Source organism: Paenibacillus chartarius (assembly GCF_042432825.1).
Lineage (GTDB): Bacteria > Bacillota > Bacilli > Paenibacillales > NBRC-103111 > Gordoniibacillus > Gordoniibacillus chartarius.
In genome coordinates, this window is the sequence record NZ_JBHLWN010000060.1 from 1 (window position 1) to 23,194 (window position 23,194).

At 53.0% G+C, this 23,194-nt stretch carries 15 protein-coding genes and 2 pseudogenes; 12 read left to right on the forward strand and 5 right to left on the reverse strand.

Annotation, left to right across the window (positions count from 1 at the left end):
* On the reverse strand, positions 1-173 hold a 173-nt coding region (locus ACFFK0_RS14415), incomplete at its 3' end, for a helix-turn-helix domain-containing protein (RefSeq protein WP_377471068.1).
* Positions 174-250: 77 nt separating this feature from the next.
* Positions 251-856, reverse strand: a complete 606-nt coding sequence (locus tag ACFFK0_RS14420; protein WP_377470952.1) for a TetR/AcrR family transcriptional regulator — start codon at positions 854-856, stop codon at positions 251-253.
* A 180-nt stretch (positions 857-1,036) separates the two neighbouring features.
* Between ACFFK0_RS14420 and ACFFK0_RS14425 the strand changes: the two genes are divergently transcribed.
* Entirely contained in the window at positions 1,037-1,888 is an 852-nt protein-coding gene (locus tag ACFFK0_RS14425; protein WP_377470954.1) for an SDR family oxidoreductase, read from the forward strand.
* A 123-nt stretch (positions 1,889-2,011) separates the two neighbouring features.
* Positions 2,012-2,995, forward strand: coding sequence for an aldo/keto reductase (locus ACFFK0_RS14430; protein WP_377470955.1), 984 nt, complete (start codon positions 2,012-2,014; stop codon positions 2,993-2,995).
* Positions 2,996-3,059: 64 nt separating this feature from the next.
* Here ACFFK0_RS14430 and ACFFK0_RS14435 read toward each other — a convergent pair whose 3' ends face one another.
* A complete protein-coding gene (locus ACFFK0_RS14435; RefSeq protein WP_377470956.1) occupies positions 3,060-3,845 on the reverse strand; it encodes an SDR family NAD(P)-dependent oxidoreductase in 786 nt (261 codons plus the stop codon).
* A gap of 609 nt (positions 3,846-4,454) precedes the next feature.
* Here ACFFK0_RS14435 and ACFFK0_RS30680 point away from each other — a divergent pair.
* Positions 4,455-4,832, forward strand: a pseudogene (locus tag ACFFK0_RS30680) (NucA/NucB deoxyribonuclease domain-containing protein); the annotation flags it as partial.
* A 123-nt stretch (positions 4,833-4,955) separates the two neighbouring features.
* Positions 4,956-5,078, forward strand: coding sequence for an excalibur calcium-binding domain-containing protein (locus ACFFK0_RS30685; protein WP_446686280.1), 123 nt, complete (start codon positions 4,956-4,958; stop codon positions 5,076-5,078).
* An 81-nt stretch (positions 5,079-5,159) separates the two neighbouring features.
* On the opposite strand, the gene ACFFK0_RS14445 is transcribed toward ACFFK0_RS30685, so the two are convergent.
* Together ACFFK0_RS14445 and ACFFK0_RS14450 are read right to left on the reverse strand one after the other, a co-directional pair.
* Positions 5,160-5,618, reverse strand: coding sequence for an AraC family transcriptional regulator (locus ACFFK0_RS14445; protein ID WP_377470958.1), 459 nt, complete (start codon positions 5,616-5,618; stop codon positions 5,160-5,162).
* Positions 5,619-5,834: 216 nt separating this feature from the next.
* Positions 5,835-5,918: pseudogene (locus ACFFK0_RS14450) on the reverse strand (cupin domain-containing protein); the annotation flags it as partial.
* A 223-nt stretch (positions 5,919-6,141) separates the two neighbouring features.
* Between ACFFK0_RS14450 and ACFFK0_RS14455 the strand changes: the two are divergent.
* The 8 genes from ACFFK0_RS14455 to ACFFK0_RS14490 all read left to right on the forward strand — a co-directional run bounded on the left by ACFFK0_RS14455 (position 6,142) and on the right by ACFFK0_RS14490 (position 23,181).
* On the forward strand, positions 6,142-8,343 hold the full coding sequence (locus tag ACFFK0_RS14455) for a rhamnogalacturonan lyase (protein ID WP_377470959.1): 2,202 nt from the start codon (positions 6,142-6,144) through the stop codon (positions 8,341-8,343).
* Between the two features lie 255 nt (positions 8,344-8,598).
* On the forward strand, positions 8,599-10,335 hold the full coding sequence (locus ACFFK0_RS14460) for a sensor histidine kinase (protein WP_377470960.1): 1,737 nt from the start codon (positions 8,599-8,601) through the stop codon (positions 10,333-10,335).
* Entirely contained in the window at positions 10,332-11,918 is a 1,587-nt protein-coding gene (locus tag ACFFK0_RS14465) for a response regulator transcription factor (protein WP_377470961.1), read from the forward strand. The genes ACFFK0_RS14460 and ACFFK0_RS14465 overlap by 4 nt, the downstream gene beginning before the upstream one ends.
* A 136-nt stretch (positions 11,919-12,054) precedes the next feature.
* Positions 12,055-13,827, forward strand: a complete 1,773-nt coding sequence (locus ACFFK0_RS14470) for a type 2 periplasmic-binding domain-containing protein (RefSeq protein WP_377470962.1) — start codon at positions 12,055-12,057, stop codon at positions 13,825-13,827.
* Positions 13,828-13,901: 74 nt separating this feature from the next.
* The gene (locus tag ACFFK0_RS14475) at positions 13,902-14,795 is read left to right on the forward strand and encodes an ABC transporter permease (RefSeq protein ID WP_377470963.1); all 894 of its coding nucleotides are present in this window, start codon (positions 13,902-13,904) and stop codon (positions 14,793-14,795) included.
* Positions 14,796-14,812: 17 nt separating this feature from the next.
* Positions 14,813-15,691, forward strand: a complete 879-nt coding sequence (locus ACFFK0_RS14480; RefSeq protein WP_377470964.1) for a carbohydrate ABC transporter permease — start codon at positions 14,813-14,815, stop codon at positions 15,689-15,691.
* Positions 15,692-16,074: 383 nt separating this feature from the next.
* Positions 16,075-16,584, forward strand: coding sequence for a hypothetical protein (locus ACFFK0_RS14485; protein WP_377470965.1), 510 nt, complete (start codon positions 16,075-16,077; stop codon positions 16,582-16,584).
* Positions 16,585-17,448: 864 nt separating this feature from the next.
* Complete coding sequence (locus ACFFK0_RS14490) at positions 17,449-23,181, forward strand: Ig-like domain-containing protein (protein ID WP_377470966.1); 5,733 nt, start codon at positions 17,449-17,451, stop codon at positions 23,179-23,181.
* The last annotated feature ends 13 nt before the right edge of the window (positions 23,182-23,194 follow it).

A 23,194-nucleotide genomic window follows, 5' to 3' on the forward strand; every position in this document is an offset into this window, starting at 1 on the left:
CGCTCACCTTCTTCCCGGTACTTCCTCATCCATTTTTTAACCCGACCTGTATCATGTATTCGTAGATGTTCCGTAATCTCTCGATACGGCCACTTTTCCTCCACATGCAACCGAATCGCTTCACGCTTCACCGATTCTGGATAGTGATGAAATTTTTGTCCTTTAACCGCCATTCATCGGAATAACCAGGGGGTTTTTCCAATGTCTATTCTAAGGGGTGCACTTCAATAACTGATGGAGTTCTTTTTATTTACCCGCTGCTCCTGTCGACTAATTGAAAGGCGCCGTTTCCTATCAATTGCGTGATCATAAGGGCGATCTCTTTGGGTGATTGACGTTTTTCCGTATCTATCCAATACTGAAGGATGCTTAGATTTGCCGATGCGACACTAGCAATGAGGAAATCGAAGGGTAGTGAAGAATTCGACACTTTAGGGTGTGCAGGGTTCAGCAAGTTGGACAAATGCTGCTTTATCAAATAATCTTTGATGCGAATGCTGTAAGACGGATCGCCTTTCGGTCCGAGAATAACTCGGAAAAAATCCGCATGTTCCCCAAAATACTCCACAACCTTCACTAATGCGGGATCGGGCTCTTTCTTATGAGCAAACTGCAGGTAATCGTATGGATTCAGGCTGTCGATACGTGCTCTTAAGCCTTCCCATATTTCTTCTTTTACTTTTTGGAGCATATCCAGAGAATCCGTGTAGTGCAGATAGAAGGTGCCGCGATTTACGTCTGCTTTCTTGGTCACATCACTGACCGTAACCCGGTCTGCCCCTTTTTCTTCAATGACTTCAAGTAAAGCCTTTTGCAAGAGCCGTCTTGTCCTCAGTTTTCTGCGATCCATCTTCATCCCTGCGAGTCCTCCAATTTTTTTATGTGTAATCGACAGATTACCTTCATTCTGTTCATTACTGTACATATCCCGGATATTCCAACGATTGAGTATTTTTCGACTCTTCCATACTATATAACTTGTAATTCAAGATAATCAACACTAGTGTTGAATAAAATGCGGAGGGGTAGTGGACACATGAATGGGTTGAAACAACAACGCATCGTTATGGTAACAGGTGCGAATTCCGGGCTGGGCAAAGCGACGGCACTTTCTTTAGCCAAGCAAAATGCTAGAGTCGTAATGGTCTGCAGAGATCCACATCGAGGAGAGCTCGCAAAAGAAGAAATCGTGAAGGAAAGCGGCAATCCGAATATCGATTTGATGATTTGTGACTTCTCCGCATTGTCTAATGTTAGAAGGTTGGCGGCGGAATACACGAACAACTATGGTCATCTGGACGTATTAATCAATAATGCGGGCGTTATAACGCGAGAGCGGCAGCTCACTCAAGACGGTTACGAAATGCAATTTGGCGTCAACCATCTGGCACCATTTTTATTAACCAACCTGTTGTTAGAACAGCTTATGATCAGTAAGGCGGGGCGGATCGTGACGGTCTCTTCGCTTGGACATTATTATGGCAAGATTCATTTTGACGACTTACACTTCTCGAAGCGTTATCGCTTTTTTAAAGCCTATGCTCAGACGAAACTAGCTAACATTCTGTTCACTTACGAGCTGGCCCGTCGTTTAGAGGGAACGGGGATAACCGCAAATTGTCTGAATCCCGGGGAAGCGAAGACCAATATTAGTGTTTATACGGAAGGAGGATTTGCACAATTACTAACTACACTGTTTACCCCTTTCCTGAAAACCCCGGAGGAGCATGCGGATACATCCGTTTATCTTGCATTGTCTCCTGAAGTGGAAGGAATGACGGGGAAATATTTCAGTAACCGAAAAATAGTAAAATCCAAGCCAATGACCTATGACCGGCACTTAGCCTCCCGACTTTGGGAAGTAAGTGCCGCGATGGTTAAGCGATGACGATGTGGATCTGTCAGCTGACCGTACTATAGACAATGTAGAGTCAATATTGTAATTCGGGCATCTGTGATAAAATGGAAATTGACTTCTGTATCATGAAATTCCCAGGGAGCGTGTGCGCGCATGGAATATGTTAAGCTTGGCCGAAGTGGACTTGAAGTTTCCCGTATTTGCCTGGGCTGCATGAGCTACGGGATACCCAATCGCGGATCGCATCCGTGGACGCTGGACGAAGAGCAGAGCAGGCCCTTTATTAAAAGGGCGATTGAACTGGGAATCAACTTCTTTGATACCGCTAACGTATATTCAGACGGAACCAGCGAGGAAATTGTCGGCCGCGCTTTAAAGGACTTCGCGCCCCGCGACGAAGTTGTCATCGCGACCAAAGTGCACGGTCGTGTACGTTCCGGACCTAACGGCGGCGGTCTATCCCGCAAGGCGATCATGAGTGAAATCGATAACAGCCTAAAGCGGCTTGGTACCGATTACGTCGATCTGTATCAAATCCATAGATGGGACAACGGAACGCCAATCGAGGAGACGATGGAGGCGCTCCACGATGTGGTGAAAGCGGGGAAGGCGCGTTATATCGGCGCGTCCTCGATGTATGCCTGGCAGTTCCTCAAAGCTCAGCATGTCGCTGAACGAAACGGCTGGACTCGATTCGTTTCGATGCAAAATTATTTGAATTTGCTGTATAGGGAAGAAGAACGGGAGATGCTGCCGCTTTGCCGGGAAGAGGGAGTCGGCGTCATTCCTTGGAGCCCGCTTGCGCGCGGCCGATTGACACGTGATTGGGATGAACAAAGCGCCAGGTCTGAGACGGATGAGTTTGGGAAGTCACTCTATGCGCAAACCGCCGATGCCGACCGCATCGTAGTAAACCGTGTCGCAGAGATCGCCTCCGCCCGAGACATTCCCCGGGCGCAAGTCGCACTTGCGTGGGTGCTGCAGAAGGAGCCGGTGACGGCACCGATCGTCGGGGCGACCAAGCCTCATCATTTGGAGGACGCCGTCGCCGCTTTATCCGTGAAACTAACGCCGGGTGAAGTGGCGAGCTTGGAGGAGCCGTATGTACCACACCCCATCATGGGCGGGTTAAATTAAGGGAAGACGCTAAAAGGGCAGCCGATTCATCACGATCGGCCGCCTTTGTACTTACGGAAATCACTCAGTCCCAGCTTTTCAAAGGCGGCTTGAGCCCGTCTTCGATCCACAAGAAGCGGCCATTGACTCCGTCGGACTCCTGCTTCGTCAAATTGACGATCAAATCGGTGGATTTCTCGGGGGCGTCTCCTCCGGTGTCCTCTACCCAATCGATCCACCTCTTCATATCTCCGTTTGCTTCGGATGCTTGGCGTATCGCTTCGAACATTTCCGTCTTGACTTCTCCGGGATGCATCACGTTGGCTGTCACGCCGGTGCCTTCCACTTCGACGGCCAGCTGCCTCGTAAAATGGTTCAATGCGACTTTGCTTACGGCGTAGGCGCTGTTCGTCGGTTTGGGATTCGATAAAGAAGCGGCGGAGGAAATATTGACGATGCGCCCCCAGCCTTGTTGAATCATTTCTTTGACAAACGCTCTGCATATGAAATAAGGGCCTGCCGTATTGATCATAAGCGTGTTGACCCAAAGGTCGGGGGCGCTATTCGAGATAGGTTCGGTTTCTCCGTAAATCCCCGCCGCATTCACTACAATCGATGGCACACCGACGTTAGTCAAAACATATTGCGCCAATCCGTCAACGCTTGCTCTATCGCTCACATCCGCTTTATATATGGCGGCTTTGCCACCCGCAGCCTCTATGATTTTCTGCGTTTCCGCTAAATGATTCTCCCTGCGGCCGACAAGCACGACCATGGCCCCATGTTCGGCAAGCCCCTTGGCGATCGTCTTTCCGAGTCCGCTGCCTGCTCCTGTTACTAGTGCAATCTTTCCGGCTAAGCTACCTGACACGACATTCAACCTCCCGGCGTTACATCATAAGATCTACTAAGAACTTATAGGAAAATGCAGAGGGCGTCCATGTTTTTTTGCGCGTGCGCCACACCATACTAGTTTATTGCCCTGAATGATCGCAAGGAGGATTTCGAATGATTTTGTCGAATGATTCAGGAAAATCTTGTCGTTAATAGGCGTAAATATAGATATTTTGATCGTTTATGCCGCCTTCCGTGCTTTTGCCAGGATGCGGAAAAGGTATGGGCCAACGGTTCCACAACATATTTTTCTGAATACAACACTTGACGACAGACTAGGCGGAGGAAAGATATGTGGAAGGTACTAGGATGGATTTTCGTGCCGTATATGATGCTTTTGTTTCAATGGAGGAAGTTGACACCTGCTAAGCGATATGCAGCCTTGGGTTACATCCTCATCATAATGATTGGCTCCGTGATGAGCTCAGGCACTACAGACAGCCAACTATCGGCCCCGGTGACTCCACAATCTCCACCCATCACTACGGAGAAGCCTGCGGCGGAACCTGCGACAACGAATGGACAGGCAGCACCAACGAAGAAGCAGATAGCAGAACAAGTAACAATAGAACCCCCCCAGCAAGCTGTGGCAGCCGATCAGAATAAGGCGGCGAAGGAAGTCGTAGCAGGGGTGAACCCAGCTTCCTATGACGCCGTGTTACATTTCCCGGGTGATCAATACCCCAAAACCGCTGCTCATATCATAAGTGCAATTCATCACGGGGAATCCGCTGTTTGCACAATTGATCGCAAGAATGCCGATCATAACCGGGCTCAATCCTTAGCAGGCATTCCTACAAAAAGTGGTTTTGATCGAGACGAGTTTCCAATGGCCATGTGCGCGGAAGGCGGGGAAGGGGCGGATATTGCCTACGTCGAATCGGCCGATAATCGCGGCTCCGGATCTTGGATAGGCAACAAGCTGGAAGGCTATGCGGACGGAACCAGAGTGCTGTTTGTGGTGGATGGAATCAAAGAAGGCAGCGTACTGCCCGAAACGAAAGAGTCTTCTATAAATTCTGTAAATCCCCCTGCTGTAAGTGCCCAGAAGACGGAGACAAAGTCTGCTCCCGAGGCCGTAGCTGTTGTGAGCTTTGCCAATTGCACAGAGGCGAATAAAGCAGGACTTTTTAATATTCGTCGTGGAGAACCGGGTTACGGTTCGAAATTGGATCGCGATGATGACGGTGTAGCTTGTGAAAAGAAATGATATAGGCTTGCCGCGGATAGGCAGCGCGTCCGCGGCGATCCCTTCAAGGAATAAAGATGGATGCCCGGTAATGATCCCGGGCTAATTCTGCATCTTTATAGGTATGCAAATTTCGCAAAGATCGTTGTTAAGCATTTCGCCTGTGTATTTTTCTATTATCGGTTTGTTATCTATTCGAAATTCGTTATGATGTACAGCTGACAACAATTCAGCCCATGCCCTTTGCATTTCTTCCGCTGTATGTTTTACTATGCAAACTGCATATTCCCCACCGTGAAATTCACTTTCGCAGATGGAATCGTCAATTGGGTAATCCCGGGAAATGACAATGCATGCATCATATCTGCAGTTTTCAGGAAGTGTAGTTTCAGGGTTATCTTGTGGTATTCCCAATAGAATTGCCGATTCGTCAAGTAGGTTTCGTTCCATAGCCCATTCTTTTACCTTCTCCATTGCTTGCGCGTTGGCGGGGCCATACGGACCTGTTTGTCTAACATAAGCAATTCGATAGTTTGGAAGCGTTTCGACTTTCATCTGCATGTTTCATCTTCCTTTCATTGTAAGGTTCTCAGGCATTTCGAATGCTAACATGATATAAAATGAATTTCCATCTATTTTTTTGAAAATTTTGGTTTTCATTTCAAAAAAAATGAAGGCTGCAGGTGAAAAACCGGAGATTAATTGGATGGTTCCGCTCTAATCGACGGGCCATTTCTCTATGCGGAGCGAGTCTGAATGCAAGCTCCGAGCTTATGGACCGGAAAGGAAGTACCAAAGGTCGCCTACGCCTATATCGGCGATGTAGTTTCGCCCGTTCTGGTCAGCAGACGTTATGCGTGCTCCGAACCGGCGGCATGTCTACACCTGAAGCCGACACTCGCAAATAATGCGACTTCATCAAAAGAGTACTACCCCATAACCCGGCCGGTCAAAAATGTCCGATTGCCGGAAATGATATTGAAAGGGTAAGATACATGTGCACAAAGCCCGGCGGCTTTCTTTCCGTGCGGCCTCCGGGTATGAAGCAAGGTGAACATGCATTTGAGAGCAGGGGGAGTTTGGCATGAACGTGCAGATGGAGCGTTTGAACCGGGGGTTAGCTGCAGCCTGTACCTCCGAAGGGATATTCGTCAGTTGGAGACTATTGGGTCACGAAGTGACGGGCACACAGGAGCATGGCCTTGCCGGGGCGGATTTTTATTTGTACCGGGACGGGAAAAAAATCGCGGAAATCAGCGACAGCACCAATTACTTGGACAAAAGCGGCACTCGGGACTCCGTCTATTCCGTAAGCGCTGTCATAGATGGAACCGAGCAGGAGCAGTGCGCCGGCGTTCGGCCATGGGAAAACGATTATATCGAAGTTCCGCTGAAGAAGCCCGCAGACGGCGTGACGCCCGCCGGACAAAGCTATACCTACAGCGCCAATGACATGAGTGTCGGGGATGTGGACGGGGACGGAGAATACGAATATATCGTCAAGTGGGATCCTTCCAATTCCAAGGATGTATCCCATGCCGGCTATACCGGGAATGTGTACATGGACTGCTACAAGCTGGATGGCACGCTGCTGTACCGGATCGATCTGGGCGTCAATATCCGGGCCGGGGCCCACTATACCCAGTTCCTCGTTTATGATTTCGACGGGGACGGCAGGGCCGAGCTGATGTTCAAGACGGCGCCGGGAACAAGAGTAATTCGCTATAAGGATGGTGTCCCCGTATCCGAAGAATATATCACGCTGCTTCCGGAGGATGCGGAAGCGGGGGTCAGCCATGAAGACGACTACCGCATGAGCAGTACGGATTATTACGAGCATGTGGTGGAGATGTTTATGGGCTGGCATGCGCATGAGGAGGTCGTATCCGGGCGATGGCCCGCCACACTGGAGGAATGCTTCGGCCTAACCCCTACGTACGCCTATCCGCTGTCCAGGGAGGATGCGGTCAGATTGGCCGATCATTTCATGGACGTATATGCCCCGCAGAGAAGCGAGCGCAACAAGCTCCGCAGCTTTGAGGGCTTTATTTTGAAGGGGCCGGAGTATTTGAGCGTGTTCCGCGGCGAGACGGGGGAAGAGCTGGCGACGATCCGCTACAAGCCGGGACGCCATGATGACGGACTGATGTGGGGAGATTATGCCTGGAACCGCATTGAACCGGGAAACCGGGTGGACCGCTTCCTGGCCGGAGTGGCTTATTTGGATGGCCGCAAGCCCTATGCCTTGTTTGCCCGCGGCTATTACACCAGAGCGGCCATCGCCGCGTACAGCTGGGACGGACAGGAGCTGAAGGAGCATTGGTATACCGACAGCGGCTGGGTGACGATGAACAATCCTTTTCGGGACACTCTGCACATGCAGAACGGGCGCAATGAACCGTACGGCGGGCTGGCCAAGCAGGGGGCGCACTCGCTGAGTACGGCGGATGTGGACGGGGACGGCTGCCAGGAGATCGTCTACGGGTCGGCTACGGTGGATCATGACGGCAGCATCCTGTACAGCTCCGGCGGCATCCTTCCGGAGGGCAGCGCTGCGCCGGGAAGGTACGCCAAGCTTGGCCACGGCGATGCCCTGCATGTAGCCCGCATCGACCCTGACCGGGATGGACTGCAGATTTATATGGTGCATGAGGCGGGCGTTCATGGTCCTTACGGCTACACGCTGCGGGACGCTGCCACCGGGGAGGTGCTTTACGGAGCCTTCGCCGCGGAGGACGTGGGCCGCGGGATGATCGGCAAGGTGGAGCCTGGGGTACCTGGTCTCCAAACCTGGTGCAGCGAAAGCCATCTGGCGCATGAACCGTCCCGGGGCTTGCGCTCAGCCAAGGGAGAGCAGCTGGACGAGAAGGCTCCGGGCACCAACATGAGCATCAAGTGGGCGGCCGATATGACCACCCAGATCATCGGCGGCATCTTCGATGAGCCGGTGGTGATTGAGGACTGGAAGCGCGGCAGGCTGCTGACTGCGGAAGGAACCCGCTCGAACAACGGTACCAAGGGCAACCCCTGCCTCGTGGCCGATCTCTTCGGAGACTGGCGGGAGGAGCTGGTCGTCCGCACGGCGGACAGCACTGCTTTCCGCATCTATATGAGCACGGAGGTTACGGACCGCAAGCTGTACACCTTGATGCACGATCCCCAATACCGGACAGGTGTCGCATGGCAAAATGTAGTGTACAACCAGCCATGCTACACCAGCTTTTATATGGGAACGGATATGGATTGGTCCAAGGTGCCGGTTCCAAGCCGTCTTAAGCAGGAATGAATTCAGAATTCCGACGATTTCCCCTCACAGGGCAGCGGTGTACCGCGTTCCGGAGGGGATTTTTATATGTTACGCGATTGTTGGAGCTCAATAATTGATGGTAAAATCAGGAAGGATGGTGAGGCCGATAAACGGGCTCAAAATGTTCTATGGAAATCGATTCCTTCTATTTCCGAAGTGGCAGGATGGCATGTAAAATCGGAGAGAGCGCTTACAAATTTGGCGTCCCGAAAAGGCTGGCGAAGAGGCATGCGCATGCAATTCAACATTTTTCAGAAAATGATTCTGTTGCTGGTGTCCTTGCTCGTTCCCGTTATGGCACTCTACTACTACTCCACGCACAGGAGCGTCAGTGTCATCCAGGACGAGCTGATCAAGTCCAGCCTCAACCGTATGGCCCTGTTCATGGCCCAACTGGATGCCAGTATTGAGAAGCTGGAGCTGGTTTCCACACCGATCCTCGTCGATATGAACGTGCTGGAGTACCTCTACAATCTCAGTCTAAGCGATTATCCGATGCTGAAAACAAGACTGCTCATTCAGGAGAAGCTGTCGCTTGCGAGCAACTCGGGCAATTGGCGGAACGAAGTCATTGTTTATTTCCCGAAGCGCGGTGAAGGCATCTCCTCTTCTCCTGCCTACCGGTTCGACCGGACCGAATACGAGAATCAATTTTCCCTGGGATGGCGCTTCAGCGAGAAGCTGGGTATCGGCTCCGGCTTTACCCGCACCTATGTCACAACCGGCTCCAGTTCGATTAGGCCTGACGAGCTTGATTTAGCGGTGAGGATTAACTTGTTTCAATGGGATTTTGAAAATTTGCTGGACACGTATAAGGCGAGCCATTCCGGCGATCCGTTTTTTTTCAAAACAGGCTACTCCCTCATCGCCAACCGGTCCGCCGACGAGGAAAGGATGGAAAGAATCGTCACGGTGCTCAGCGGCCGCATCGACGGCGGTGAGTCTGGCTACATGATTCGCTGGTTCGATGACAAGCAGTATCTCATCACCTACTATTATTCCGCTCTCTTGGACTGGCATCTGATCGATGCTGTCCCCCTCGACCAAGTCGTAGGTCCGATCAAGCAGCAGCGAGTGCTGTTCGCTGTCGCATCGGTGCTTCTGCTTATTACCGGCGTCGGGGCGGCGTTCGCCTTGTATTGGAACGTGCAGATGCCGATCTTTCGCTTGGTACGCGGCGTTCAACGGATCAAGCGCGGCGATTACTCCTACCGCCTGAAGAAGAATTCCAATAATGAATTCTCGTTCCTGATGCAGAACTTCAACGAGATGGCGGCGCAAATCCAGGATCTGATCGAGAATGTGCTGCAATCGCAAATTCACGCCCGGGACGCGACGCTCAAGCAGCTTCAGGCTCAAATTCATCCGCATTTCTTGTATAACTCCCTAGGGTTTATCATCAACATGACCAAGATGAAGAACGATAGGGCCGTTATCGATATGGCGCATCATCTTTCCGATTATTTCCGGTACACGACGCGAATGGACAATCGGGGGGTCAGTCTAAAGGAAGAGCTGGCATTCGTGCACACGTATTTGGAAATACACCGGCTGCGCAATGAGTCGCTGGCGTATTCGATTGAACTGCCGGAAGCGCTGGAGCGGATTCGCATCCCCCGGCTGCTGATCCAGCCTCTTGTTGAGAACGCGCTCGTTCACGGTCTTGAACATGTTGACGATATCGGCCGGGTTCAGATCCGGGTCGTCGCAAGGGAGGACCGGGTTCACGTCGAGGTGGAGGATAACGGCAGCGGCATGGAAGCGGTGTCGATCGCCAAGCTGCTGACCGAGCTTCGACTTCCAGCCGACGATTATGCCGGCTGCGGCTTATGGAATGTGTATCACCGTCTTCAGGGCCATTTCGGCGGAGACTCCGAAATCGCCGTTCAGCCTTCCGCGATAGGCGGGCTTAAGGTGGAGCTGATCTGGAGAATGCAGAACATCGTAATCAAGACGGAGGGATCGCCGTGATCAATCTGCTGGTGGTTGACGACGAAAGACACTATACGGACAGCCTGGCGGGCACGATACCTTGGGAGAGACTCGGGATTACTCGAGTGTTTAAAGCCTACAGCGCAAGCGAAGCGCTTGCCGTTCTGAAGGAAGCGGATATTTCCGTCTTGATGACGGATATCCGGATGCCGCGAATGAACGGGCTGGAGCTGATTGAACAGGCGAGGCCGTTCAAGCCCGATCTCAAATGCCTGCTCTTGACCGGATACGCGGATTTCGAATATGCACGCAAGGCGATCGAGCTCCAGGCGCTCGATTATCTCATCAAGCCGGCCAAGGATGAACAGCTTCTGCATGCCGTGGGGCGGATCGTGAAGCAGCTCGAGCACGAACGGAGGATTGCGCACGGCTTCCGTATTTATCGGGATAACAGCGCGGAGCTGAAGTCCGGGCTGCTGCTCAAAGTGCTGGGCGGATCGCTGCGCGGCGAGGCGCTTGCGGATAAGCTGAAGCTGTTTGATATCCCCCTTCCGAGCTTAGGTCACGCCTCGCTCTGTCTCATCCAGCTTCGAGCCCCCTTCGACGGACAGGATTTATACTCCCAGTCCTTGATCCGCTTTGCGGTGACCAACATTTTGGAAGAGTTATTGATGGAACGGTACGACTGCTGGACCGCTGTGGACGAGGATGGATATCAGCTGGTCTTAGTGTACGATCTGTCCGGGGCGCCGCCCGAGCCGGAATGGTTTCGCGAACGGATCGACAGGCTGAGCCATGAAGTACGAACGCTGCTGAAAGGCGACATTGCCGTCGCGGCTGCAGATACGTGTTTATTTCCGAACGAGCTTCACGCGCGCTACCTGGAGGCCAAGACGAAGCTCAGCAGAGGCATGGACGCATCCGCGCCGGCGCCGCAGCGTAACGAGGAGGAGGCTCGCTTGATGCGAAAGCTGTATGAAGCCCCGCTGCTCACCCATCTGCTGGAGACGGCGCAGTGGGAGGAGGCGGAGAACAAAATTCGTTCGTTTGTATCGCCGCTTCTTCATGCGGGCTCGCCCGAATTGATGCGTGACGTATTCTTTTTCCTGTCGAACGCGTTTCAATATATAGCGAACCGCAGCGGCAAGACGCTGGCACAGATGCTTGAACCCCGGCAGGCGGCTTATATCAAGGGGAAAGCGATGCTTCATGCGCTGCAGCTGGAGAGCTGGGCGCTGGATGCGCTTAACACGCTCCGCGGCAAGGTGAGCGAGGAATCCGAGGATCAGAACGCGGCGATCGTCCGCAAGACGCAGCAATACATTCGTGAGGAGCTTGACAAGGAGCTGTCGCTCACGCTGCTGGCCCGGCGCGTTTATGTACATCCGAACCACCTGTCCAAGCTGTTTAAGCAGTTCACGGACACAACGGTCTCTCAGTACATCTATGAACAGCGCATGCGCCGGGCGTCGGAGCTGCTGAAGCATACGGACTACAAAATTTATAAAGTCGGGGAGAGCATCGGTTATCCGAACACGAACTGGTTTATTCGAAAATTCCGCGACTATTACCGGATCACGCCTCAGGAATACCGGGATCGGCATCGTGCGGAAAATGAATGATTTTCTTCTATAAAATGATAATTCTTCCATATATGACTCAATCCCGTAAAGCTTATGATGATTGTAGATACGAAAGCCGGCTGAGACGCCTTCGTATCGGTTGCAAGCGATTTCGAATAAGGGGAGAGTTGAGTCGGTGAAAATGCGAAAAACATGGACGACGATACTGACGTCAGTGACGGCGCTGAGTTTGCTGATTGCGGGATGCTCGGACAGCGGCACCGGGAAGGCGCCGGCTGCAGAGAACGGGAAGACGGGACCGAATACCCAAACGGCAGATTCTACGAAGCCGAAATGGGATTTCAAGTTCGATCCGCCCATCACGATTTCAACGGCGATCGTGGACGAGAACCGGCCGAACGCGTTCAAGCCCGGGGAGAATTTGACGAACAACGTACATTCCCGGTGGATGGAAGAGAAGCTGGGCATCGTTACGAAGTATGAATGGGTTGTCGGGAAGTTCGAGGATAACGAGACGAAGATCAGGCTGGCTCTTTCCACAAACGGTAAACTGCCGGATACGTTCAGCGCGGGCGGCGACATTCTCAAGGATCTGATCAGAGCAGGCAGACTGCTTCCGGTTAACGATGCCATTGAGAAATACGCGCATCCGGTCTATAAGGAGGCGCTCAAGAAATACGCGCACGTGCTGCCGGAAGTTACGGTAGACGGAAACATCTATGGGGTTCCGACCTTCTTCGTGGGCGACGAGGGCACGGTCATGTGGATCCGGAAGGACTGGCTGGATAAGCTGTCCCTGAAGCCCCCGACAACGATTGCCGAGCTCGAGACTGTATTGAAAGCGTTCTCTGAACAAGATCCGAACGGGAACGGCAAGGATGACGAAACGGGGCTTGCCATCCCGCTTAAGGAAGGGCCGTGGACCTGGATGGGCCAAACGGATCCGATCGTCGGCGCCTTCACCAAGCAAATGGTGAACACGTACGACATCAAGCTGTTCTGGAACGAGGACGCGAACGGGAACCTGACTTACGGCGCCATACACCCGGATGCGAAGAAGTACTTGGAGACGATGGCTTCCTGGATGGCGAAAGGTTATATCGACAAGGAAGCCGGCATCAAGGATCCGAGCAAGGCGGCCGAGCTTGCCGCCGCCGGTATGGCCGGCGTCATGTTCGGGCCGTATTGGATGGGCTCCTGGCCGCTAGGCGACACGGCCAAGGTCGATCCGAAGGCGGAATGGCAGGCTTACCCGCTGCCCGCAGGACCGGACGGGTTAAAGGCTAAAGCTCAAAAACCGCTGAACAGCGGGTATCTCGTATTTAGCAAGGACTTCAAGCAGATCGAGGCGTGGTTCGCCTACTTCAACAAGCTGCTGGCCAAAAACCTGGGACCGCAAGACCCTTACTTCGATCCCCGCTTTGAGAAAGGCTTTCATGAAGGCTACGATTATGTGCTGAAGGACGGAAAGGTGGTCAACGGCAACTTTGAGGCGAACGGAGTACCGAAGCATCAATGGCCTCTTGCGGACGGAACCGGTATGGATATGCGGTGGATGTTGTACCCGCTCACCGGCACGATGGCGCCGCTGGTGCCTTACATGAACGCCGATGCGATCAAGAAGTTTATTGCCGATCCGAACGCCGAAGCGAAGACGCCGATCGAGCAGAGCGTCAAAGGTCTGAACAAGGCGCAGTTGTCCGCCGCGAGCGTCGCGGTGTCGGAACAGAATTTGGAGATTCCGAACCGGTATAACGGCCCGCTTACCGACGGCATGAAGAAGCATGGCGAGTTCCTGCAGAAGCTGGCGACGGAAAGCTATCTGCGCATCATCTATGGCGAGAAGCCGCTCTCTTCGTTCGATGAGTTTGTGGTGCAGTTCAACAAGAACGGAGGAGAGCTGATCACGAAGGAAGTAAACGAGTGGTACAAGAAAAACAAACCATAACGCAGAAGGAGGGGAGGCGCGCATTCGGCTTCGGCTGATGCTGCCTCCTTTATCCGTGAAAGGAGCTCAAAGCGATGCGGGACTACTGGGTCCGGACGTGGCCCTATCATGTGCTGCTCTTGCCTGCTGTCATTCTTTGCTTGATTTTCTCCTATGTGCCGATGTTCGGCCTGGTGATCGCTTTCCAAAATTACGAGCCTTGGATGGGCATCTTCGGTTCGGAGTGGGTGGGTCTGGAGCAGTTCCGCTACCTGTTCTCTTACCCCGACAGCGTGCAGGTGATCGTTAATACGCTGATTATCGCCACCGCCAAGCTGGTGTTCCAGCTCGTCGTTCCTATTATTTTCGCCCTGATGCTGAATGAACTCCGCAAAATGCTTCTGAAGCGCGTGATCCAGACTCTGGTCTATTTACCGCATTTTATTTCCTGGGTCGTGCTCGGGGGCATCCTGATCGACATTCTGGGTACCGGCGGGATCGTGAATCGATTCCTTGGGCTATTCGGTGTGGAACCGATATTTTTTCTCGGCAACGGCGACTGGTTCCGGGTTACGCTTGTCGTCAGCGACGTCTGGAAAGAGTTCGGCTTCTCGGCCATTATTTTTCTTGCCGCGCTGTCCAATATTAATCCCGCCCTCTATGAAGCGGCGGAGATTGACGGGGCAACGAAATGGCAGCAGACGATGTATGTCACGCTGCCGTCGATTCTGCCGATCATCGTCGTCGTCGGTACGCTGTCGCTCGGCCGGATTCTCGATGCCGGGTTCGACCAGATCCTGAATTTATATAATCCGCTCGTCTATGCGAAGGCCGACATTATCGATACGTTCGTGTACCGGGTAGGGCTCACCAAGGGCGAATTCAGCTTCGGCACAGCTGTAGGCCTGTTCAAGTCGACCGTCGGATTTTTCCTGATCCTTCTGAGCTATTGGCTCGCTTACCGTATCGCCAATTATCGTATTTTCTGAGAGGAGGGGGCAAGCGGATGGTGTATCGAACGAACGGCTATCGGGTATTCAGTGTGTTCAATATCGTCTTTCTCTGCATCCTCTCGGTCCTTTGCATATTGCCGATCATGCATATGTTCGCGCTGTCCTTCAGCTCGCGGGCGGCCGCGACCGCCAATATCGTCAATTTCTGGCCTATCGGCTGGACGGCTGAGGCTTACACGACGACGCTCGGCAACGAGGCATTCCTTCGTTCCCTGTGGATTGCCGTCGAGCGGACGTTCGCGGGGACAGCCATCTCGATGGCTGTCATCGTCATGGCGGCTTACAGCTTGTCGCGGTCATCGGACCGGTTTCCGGGACGTACGGCGTATACGTGGTTTTTCGTGTTTACGATGCTGTTCAGCGGCGGCTTGATTCCGACGTATTTCCTCGTGAACAAGCTCGGCTTGACGGACACGCTCTGGGCGCTTATTTTACCGGGCGCGGTCAACGTGTGGAACTTGATCCTGATGCTGAATTTTTTCCGCACGCTGCCGAAGGAGCTGGAGGATGCTGCGCTGATCGACGGAGCCGGCCATTTCGGGGTGCTGCTGCGTATTTTCCTGCCTCTCTCCATGCCGGCTGTCGCGACGCTGTCGCTGTTTTCGATGGTTGGGCATTGGAATTCATGGTTTGATGGAGTTATTTATATGAGCACCGTTGAGAAATACCCGCTGGCGACGTTCCTCCATGCGATGGTTGTCTCCGAGAATTTGACGCAAATCGGCGTTTCCGCGCAGGATGTTGCGAATATTTCGAACCGGACGGTAAAGGCGGCCCAGCTGTTCATCGGCTCCCTGCCCATTCTGCTCGTCTATCCGTTCCTGCAAAAATATTTCGTCAAGGGTATCGTCCTTGGCTCGGTGAAGGAGTAGAGGGAGCGGGACTGGCGCGTTATCTTAAATATTTTTTTGTTGCCGCGGAACAGAATTATGTTATATTGGACATAATATATGTTTAGAAATAGTCGTTTGGCACAGCCCGCGGCCCGTGGAAAGATTGAAGCTGCGATGTTGTTTCATTACGGAAGACAGGCATTATGGCGGATACATCAGGATCGTGCCTTCACGATTCCTGGTGTTTTTTTACATACATCGAGACTACACCTTAGAATGGAGGCAATGACATGTGGATGGATATCGTAATACCACTTGTGCTTTCAACCCTGGAAATTTTATGTATCTTTTCTTTGATGCTCTCTCTGTTTCGATTTCCGTTCGCGCGGTATGCCCGGACGCTTCTCTGGATCTCGATTCCGATGAGCGTCGCTTCGTATTTTATTCGCAAAGTGCCGGAGATTGAGCCCTACAAAACGTTCCTGATGTACATATTGTTTTTTATCGCGATTAAAGTGTTGTTCGAGCTGCACTACCATCAGGTGTTAATTGTGACGCTGTTAGGTTATATCGGATTCGGCCTGCTGCAGACGCTTGTCGTGTATGCATGCATGGCGCTTGGACTTGTCACGATGGAGCAAATGTCACAAATGGGGCCAGCCAATTACCTGGTCGTATTCGTATCGATGATCGTCATCTCGGGAATTGTTGCGCTGATGGTCCGTTACCGGTACGGATTTTCGTTCATATCCCGGCATGCAAGGTTTACGTACAAGTCACCGGATAAAATCGTTGCCATGTTTATCCTGGCGTCCGGAGTCATCGCTCTCAGCATTTTGCGGACGTCGGACTGGATTATGATGCTGGCGCTGGCCGTCAATTTTTATTTGCTGCTGCAATTTGCGAGACATCGCGAGCTGGAGGATCATTGAGCTTGCGGTTGAGCGGCATCGACCAATGCGTGTACCTGGATAAGATGAGTAGCCGTGGGGTGCGTGATTTTCATCGGTATTCTGGCGGCGGGGAAGTCGATGCGGTTGAACATGGATATGTTCAGGACAAGGCACAAAGACGACGAAACGAAGCTCGTACCGGGAAAGAAGTGTTATGAAAAAGCTGCAAATTCCCGAGTATAACGAAGGATTCGAACTTGTATCGTGTCATCAGTAAATGTGGTCAATTCCATATAGAAGAATTCCGTATAATATAACCTGGCCGGGGACGGCTAGGTTATTTTTGCAATTTAGCGTTTGGAATTATCTTGTAATTCGTTCCCCCAGAAGGATTCGCAAAAGCCACTGGCCATTCTGGGAAGTTCGTCGGGCGAGCACAGGTATAGCGGGTTCTCGGGGCGTTATTCGTACGGAATTCGATCTTGGGGCGGAAATAGCGGATTTCGGAGGCGTTATCGGGAACGAATTTCGGAAAATGGACGCTTTTTGCCATGGGGCTTGCAAAATAGAGCCCCCAGGATCCGTTATTTTCTTTCTATGGAGCTATTCGACAAAAATAACGCCTCGAAAGTCGCTTAATGGAGTAGAAAGCAAGCCGTACACATCAACGCAGCCGCGACATACCGGACTGACGGCCTGAAGAGCAGCTAGCCCAATTCATTGTCCTCCAAGCAGACGCCATACGATACATACAGCTAGCCTGCGAGTAGCCCTATGCACAGTATCAATTTTCAATCATAGATCGCTAATGGAAGGGGTTTGTCACAATATGTCGAAAAACATTATCATCTTCTTTTTAAAAAATCGCTCATGAACCCGGCATCACATCAGGAGGAGAACGCATTGAAACCGAAATTACCGAATTGGCTTGTCGCCACGATGGTACTGACTACATTGGCATATCCGAATGGTACGGCTATGTCGGCGCAGACGGCTAACCCCCTGCGGACCGACGCTCAATCCGATTGGCGATTTGCCGACATTGCGCTATTGGAAGCGGCTCGCCAAGAAGCGATTCAAGAAGCGGTCCGGCACGGCTGGATCAGCGGCGACTTGAACGGGCAGTTCCGCCCGACGGACACCTTGACCCGTCAAGAATTGGCGAAGCTTCTGACTGTAGCTTTGAACATCGAGCCCAAGCAGGTCACCGAGTCCAGCTTTGCCGATGTGGAGAAGGATGCATGGGGAATCGGATATATTGAAGCGGTAAAGAGCGCGGGCCTGATGGTCGGCGACGAAATGGACGCATTCCGGCCGAATGCGCCGGTTACCCGTGAAGAGCTGGCCGTAGTTTTAGTCAGGGCGCTGCAGGACCGGCCCGCCGCGAACACGGACAGGTTGATTGTCGCCGACCGTGCCGATATTTCCGACTGGGCGCTCGGATACGTCCAGCGTGCTCTTGAACGAGGGCTGCTCGAACTGCCGGCAGGGTTCAAGCCGAAGCAGCAGGTCGAGCGGCAGGAGATCGCCGAGGTGCTGCTGCGCTCCTTCGCGGAAAACCATGACTACGACCTGGCCATCGATCAGCTGCAGCAAGACCGGGTATTGATCAACGGCGTCGCCTATTCCGTCTCCGATTCGTTGAAAGCCTTATTCCAGGAAAAAAATCATGCGATTCTGCAGGGCGCCCGTCTCCGGTTTGAGGCCGACAACCAGCAAATCGAGCGGATCAAGAGCTTGCTCATTACGAAGGGCGGCACCGCGCCGTCCGGGTCGGAGGCGGAGTTTTCCAAAAATCTGCTGCTTGACGGCGGCGATGTGACGATCGATGGAAGCGTCAAGATCGCTGCAGACTTCGTTTCGCTGAAGCGTCTTACCGTTACGGGGAACCTGGAGATTACGAAAGAGCTTCAGCATGATTTTTACATGGATCATGTGATTGTGACCGGAGATACCATTGTCAATGGCGGGGATACGAATACGGTTGTGTTTAACGATTCCATGCTGACCGGTGTGCAGGTGAACAAAACCGACGTTCGAGTCGAATCGCTGGGCAATACGTCCGTTGAAGAGATGACGGTGTCCAGCAATGCGACGATTGTCGGAGACTCCGGTGTGACAATTAGCAAAGTGACGTTAACCGCCGGGGCTCAGCAAGTGGATATGCAAGCTAATGTGGAGGCATTGGAGATTAAGACGAGCGGTGCGTTAAGTTTGACAGGAAGCGGCAATATCGGGGCCTTGAAGGTGAATTCAGCCGCTCCGGTTACGCTGAACAGCCAAGCGAAGGTCGGTACGCTGTCCGTTTCGAACACCCAGGCGAACCTGACGGTAGGGACGAATGTGCAGGTGCAGAACCTTGTACTACCGGATGGTGTAGCAGCGTCCAATGTGGTGCAAAACTTTGGAGCCGTCCAAACGCAGGTGTCGAATATTAACGGTACGGTCAACCCTGCCGCTGCGGGACCATCGAATTCAGCCCCCGAGGTGGTAGCGCCGATTAGCGATAAGCTGATCCAGCTCGCCGACGGCCCGCTGACGATCGACATTTCCGGTGTGTTCCTGGATCGCGACTACGATAATTTGACGATAAAGGCGACGTCCCGTAATGTGAATGCGGCTGCCGTGCCTTCGGCGGTAGTCAACAACCAGTTGGTTATCACGCCGAAAGGTGCGGGGAATAACATTTTGATCCAGCTGTCCGCGAGCGATGGGACCATGTCCGTAACGACTCGATTCAATGTGACGGTTAACGTTCCGCCGGTAGCGAAGCCGATCCCGGAGCAGATCGTAACATTGGGCGCCGGCCCGAAGCCGTTGACGGTCTATGTGAAGGATAAGCCGGCGGACAGCTATTTCACGGATAGCACTTGGGATACGCTGACGTTCTCGGCCGTGTCCGAGAATCCGGCGATTGCCGGCGCTTCGATCAGCGGGGGCAGCCTGATGATTGATCCGATCGAGAAAGGCAAGACGAATATTATCATCACCGCGAACGATGGGAAAGGGGGGAGCGTTACAGGGACGGTACCTGTGCTGGTCAATGTTCCTCCGGAAGTCGTGGTACGGATCGGCGATCGAATGGGGACGATTGGCAACCCCGATGTAACAGTGGACTTGTCGAACGTGTTCCGCGATTTGGACGGTGACAGCTTGACGTATGAGGCTGCGTCTCAGGACGACACAAGCGCCAAGGTGACCGTGGACGGAAACGTTCTGAAAATAACGCCGCAGGCGGCGGGTACACCGGTGATTACGGTGACGGCTAAGGACGGCAAGGGCGGAGCGGTAACGGAAACGTTCGCGTTTACCGTTAACCGTCCGCCGGAAGCGGAAAACATCCAAAAGCAAACGGTGACGATCGGCAATGGAGCGGGAACCGTATCTCTTCCAATTACTGATAAAGACGGCGATACCCTGACGATTTCGGCGGATTCTCAGAACGAGGGCGTCGTAACGGCGGAGATTGTGACGGCAGTCGACGGCTCTAAGCAGCTGCGATTGACTCCGGTTGCTGCTGGTACCGCCGAAGTAGCCGTTACGGCCGACGACGGAAGGGGAGGTAAAATCTCGAAAACGTTCGAGGTGCTGGTCAATCGGGCGCCGCAGCAGAAGGTTTCCACTTCATTAACAAACGTAACGATCGGTAACAGCGATGTATCGATCTCTTTGCCGGAGTACTTTGAAGATCAGGATCATGACACGCTTAGCTATGAGGCGATCGTCGAGAATCCGTCCTTGGCATCGGCATCCATTAGCGGCAGCGGCCTCAAGCTTACAGCGATTAGCGCCGGGACGACTAACGTGCTGGTGACGGCAAAGGACGGTAAAGGCGGGACAACTACGATCATCTTCCCGGTTCTTGTCAATCAGTCGCCAGAGCTTACGGGTAGTCTCGCAAATCTTAAGGCTACGGTAGGGGTGGACACGCGGCAGGTGAATTTGGCCGGACTGTTCGCCGATCCGGATCAGGACGTCTTGACGGTGACGGCAACCTCGAGTGATAAAAACATAGCCGAAATATCGCAGACAGGCGACATCCGTACCGTTACACCGGTTCACGGAGGTACAGCGACGATTACCGTAACGGCTGACGATAGCAAAGGCGGGGTGAAGCGCACCACATTTACGGTCGAAGTGAATGAAAGCCCGACCGTGAGCGCACAGGAGCAAGTGCTGCAGCTGACGGATACGGAAAAAACGGTCGATCTGAACACATTGTTTACCGATTCGGATGGGGATGCGCTGAGCTTTATCATCGATGATAGCGGGCTGAGCTTCACCGTCGACAATGAGCCGGTAACAGTCGCGAAGGCGGTATACAGCGGCTCGCAGCTCATATTGAAGCCGGAAGTGGCCGGAATTGGAAAGATTCATGTGACGGCCGATGACAACCGGGGCGGAACTGTAAGCAGCGATATTCAGGTGCGCGTAAACCGTGCGCCGCAGGCGGCGGGAGATCCGCTTTCAAGTCAACAGGTGACGACCATCGGCTCTACGCCGCTAACTGTCGAATTGGACAAGGCTTTCACCGACCCGAACGGCAATTTGACCGCTGCCTTCACCGACCCTGACGGGAACAGGCTTAAGTACTCGGCTGTCGTTCTGGATTCAAGCTTGGCTACGGCGGAAGTAAACGATAATGTGCTCAAAATAACCGGAATCGCGCCTGGGACAACGACGGTGAACGTAACCGCAGACGACGGTTATAACGGAACGGCGCAGTCTAGCTTCAGCTTGCTTGTCAACCAGGCTCCCGCTGTTGTGAAGGTCATTGGCGATCAACTCACCACGCTGGGGACAGGCGACGTTATCGTTGACATCAGCCAAGTGTTCTCGGATGCGGATGGAGATGCGTTGACCGTCATTGCAATGTCTCAAGATCCGAGTGTGGCTACTGTAAGCATGTCAGGCAATCAGCTGACGATTCATCCCGTAGCGGGAGGATCGACGACGATTGACGTAACCGCAGTGGATAATAAAGGCGGGACCGTAACCGAATCTTTTACATTGCGTGTAAATCGGGCTCCGACCGTAAGCGGCATTCCAGCCCAAACTATTGCTCTGGAGAAAGGCGAGAAGACCGTCGATGTGTCGAGCTTTTTCCAAGATGCCGACGGGGATTCGCTAACGTTCGAAGCGGTCTCGAGCAATGACGCAATAGCTGAAGTATCGATGACGGGCACCCAGCTGAAGATTACGCCGGTTGCACTCGGCATCGCGACAGTTACATTGACCGTCTACGACGGCTTCGGCGGTAAGGTAACAGGGGAGATGCCGGTCACGATCCAACATAACCAAGCGCCTCAAACAGCAGATAGTATCGCAGATAAAACGGTGTATGTCGGAAGTCCGGCTGAGATCGATGTGTCCGGCGTATTTACGGATGCGGACCTGGATGCGTTGACCTACACCGCCTCGTCGGCGGATGAAACGGTCACGACAGTTACGTATTCCGGCTCGAAGCTTACGCTGACGGCACTCTCCCTAGGCACCAGCGTCATTACCGTATCCGCTTCCGACGGGATGGCTGCACCGGTAAGCATGACGTTCACGGTTACCGCTAAGAACAATAGTGCTCCAGCTGTCGTCGGTTCGGTACCGCTGCAAGTCATCGGCGGCTCGGTGCAGCCGAATCAGTTTTCCATTGCGCATCTATTCAATGATCAAGATGGCGATTCGCTGACCTATACCGTTGAAGCCGCTGACAGCAATTTGGTAACGCCAACCATTAACGGCGATACGTTAACGCTTGCTTCGGGCTCCGGCGGGTACGGCCAAACCTCGGTAACCGTTACGGCTGATGACGGCAATGGCAAAAGCACCAGCACCACCATCGAGGTGCTCGCTGCACGGGTTGTGCGCACGAAGCAGATTGCAGCCATACAAGGTACTGCCGATGCTTCGTATCAGTTGTCAGCCGATTTCCCGACTGCAACTTCGTTTACGAAATATAAGCAGGTGAAGGGTTCCTTGACCCAGGACCAGCCGGAAACCATTAACGGCACCGTCTTCACGACCGTTCCGGGCGCAATAGGTTCAACGGAGTCGTATTGGATTGTTGCCCCTGATCAATCCGCCGTTTTCGTTGACGTAACCGTTCGCGAGCAGCAGGGCGCAGGAGCGTTCTTTGCGGAGTACACGCGAGGACCCGATGGCAGAATCGTACTCGAAATGTTCAATAAGGACGAGAGTACGCTGAATTATACGGTGGTCGGCTACCGATACAATAAATCGACCAACATGATGGAAATTATGAAGAATAGGGAAATCCCGCCGACCCCGAACGCTAATGTAGGAAATGTGTATCCGGGAACGCTCGGCATCGTGATTAACCACACGTTCTATGATTTGATGGACATTACACCGGTTCAATGGTATCAAGGCGAGCTTGATATGACCGGAGACGGCAGGGCCGAATTTGTCGTATGTGCGTTCGAGCTTGTCAAGGACGGTCAGGTCGTTGATGTTATCGGCGATAAGAATTGGACCCCTGGCTTGCCGGAGCCGCTCCCGAACCTGGGAACGATGATCCGGAAGAAGGGCATCGTCAAGAGCTCGACGACGTATAATCCGGAAGGCGAGTGGGACTTCCTGCCTCTCACATACGCCAATCTGTTCAGCCATACTCCGTAACGGTACGATCACA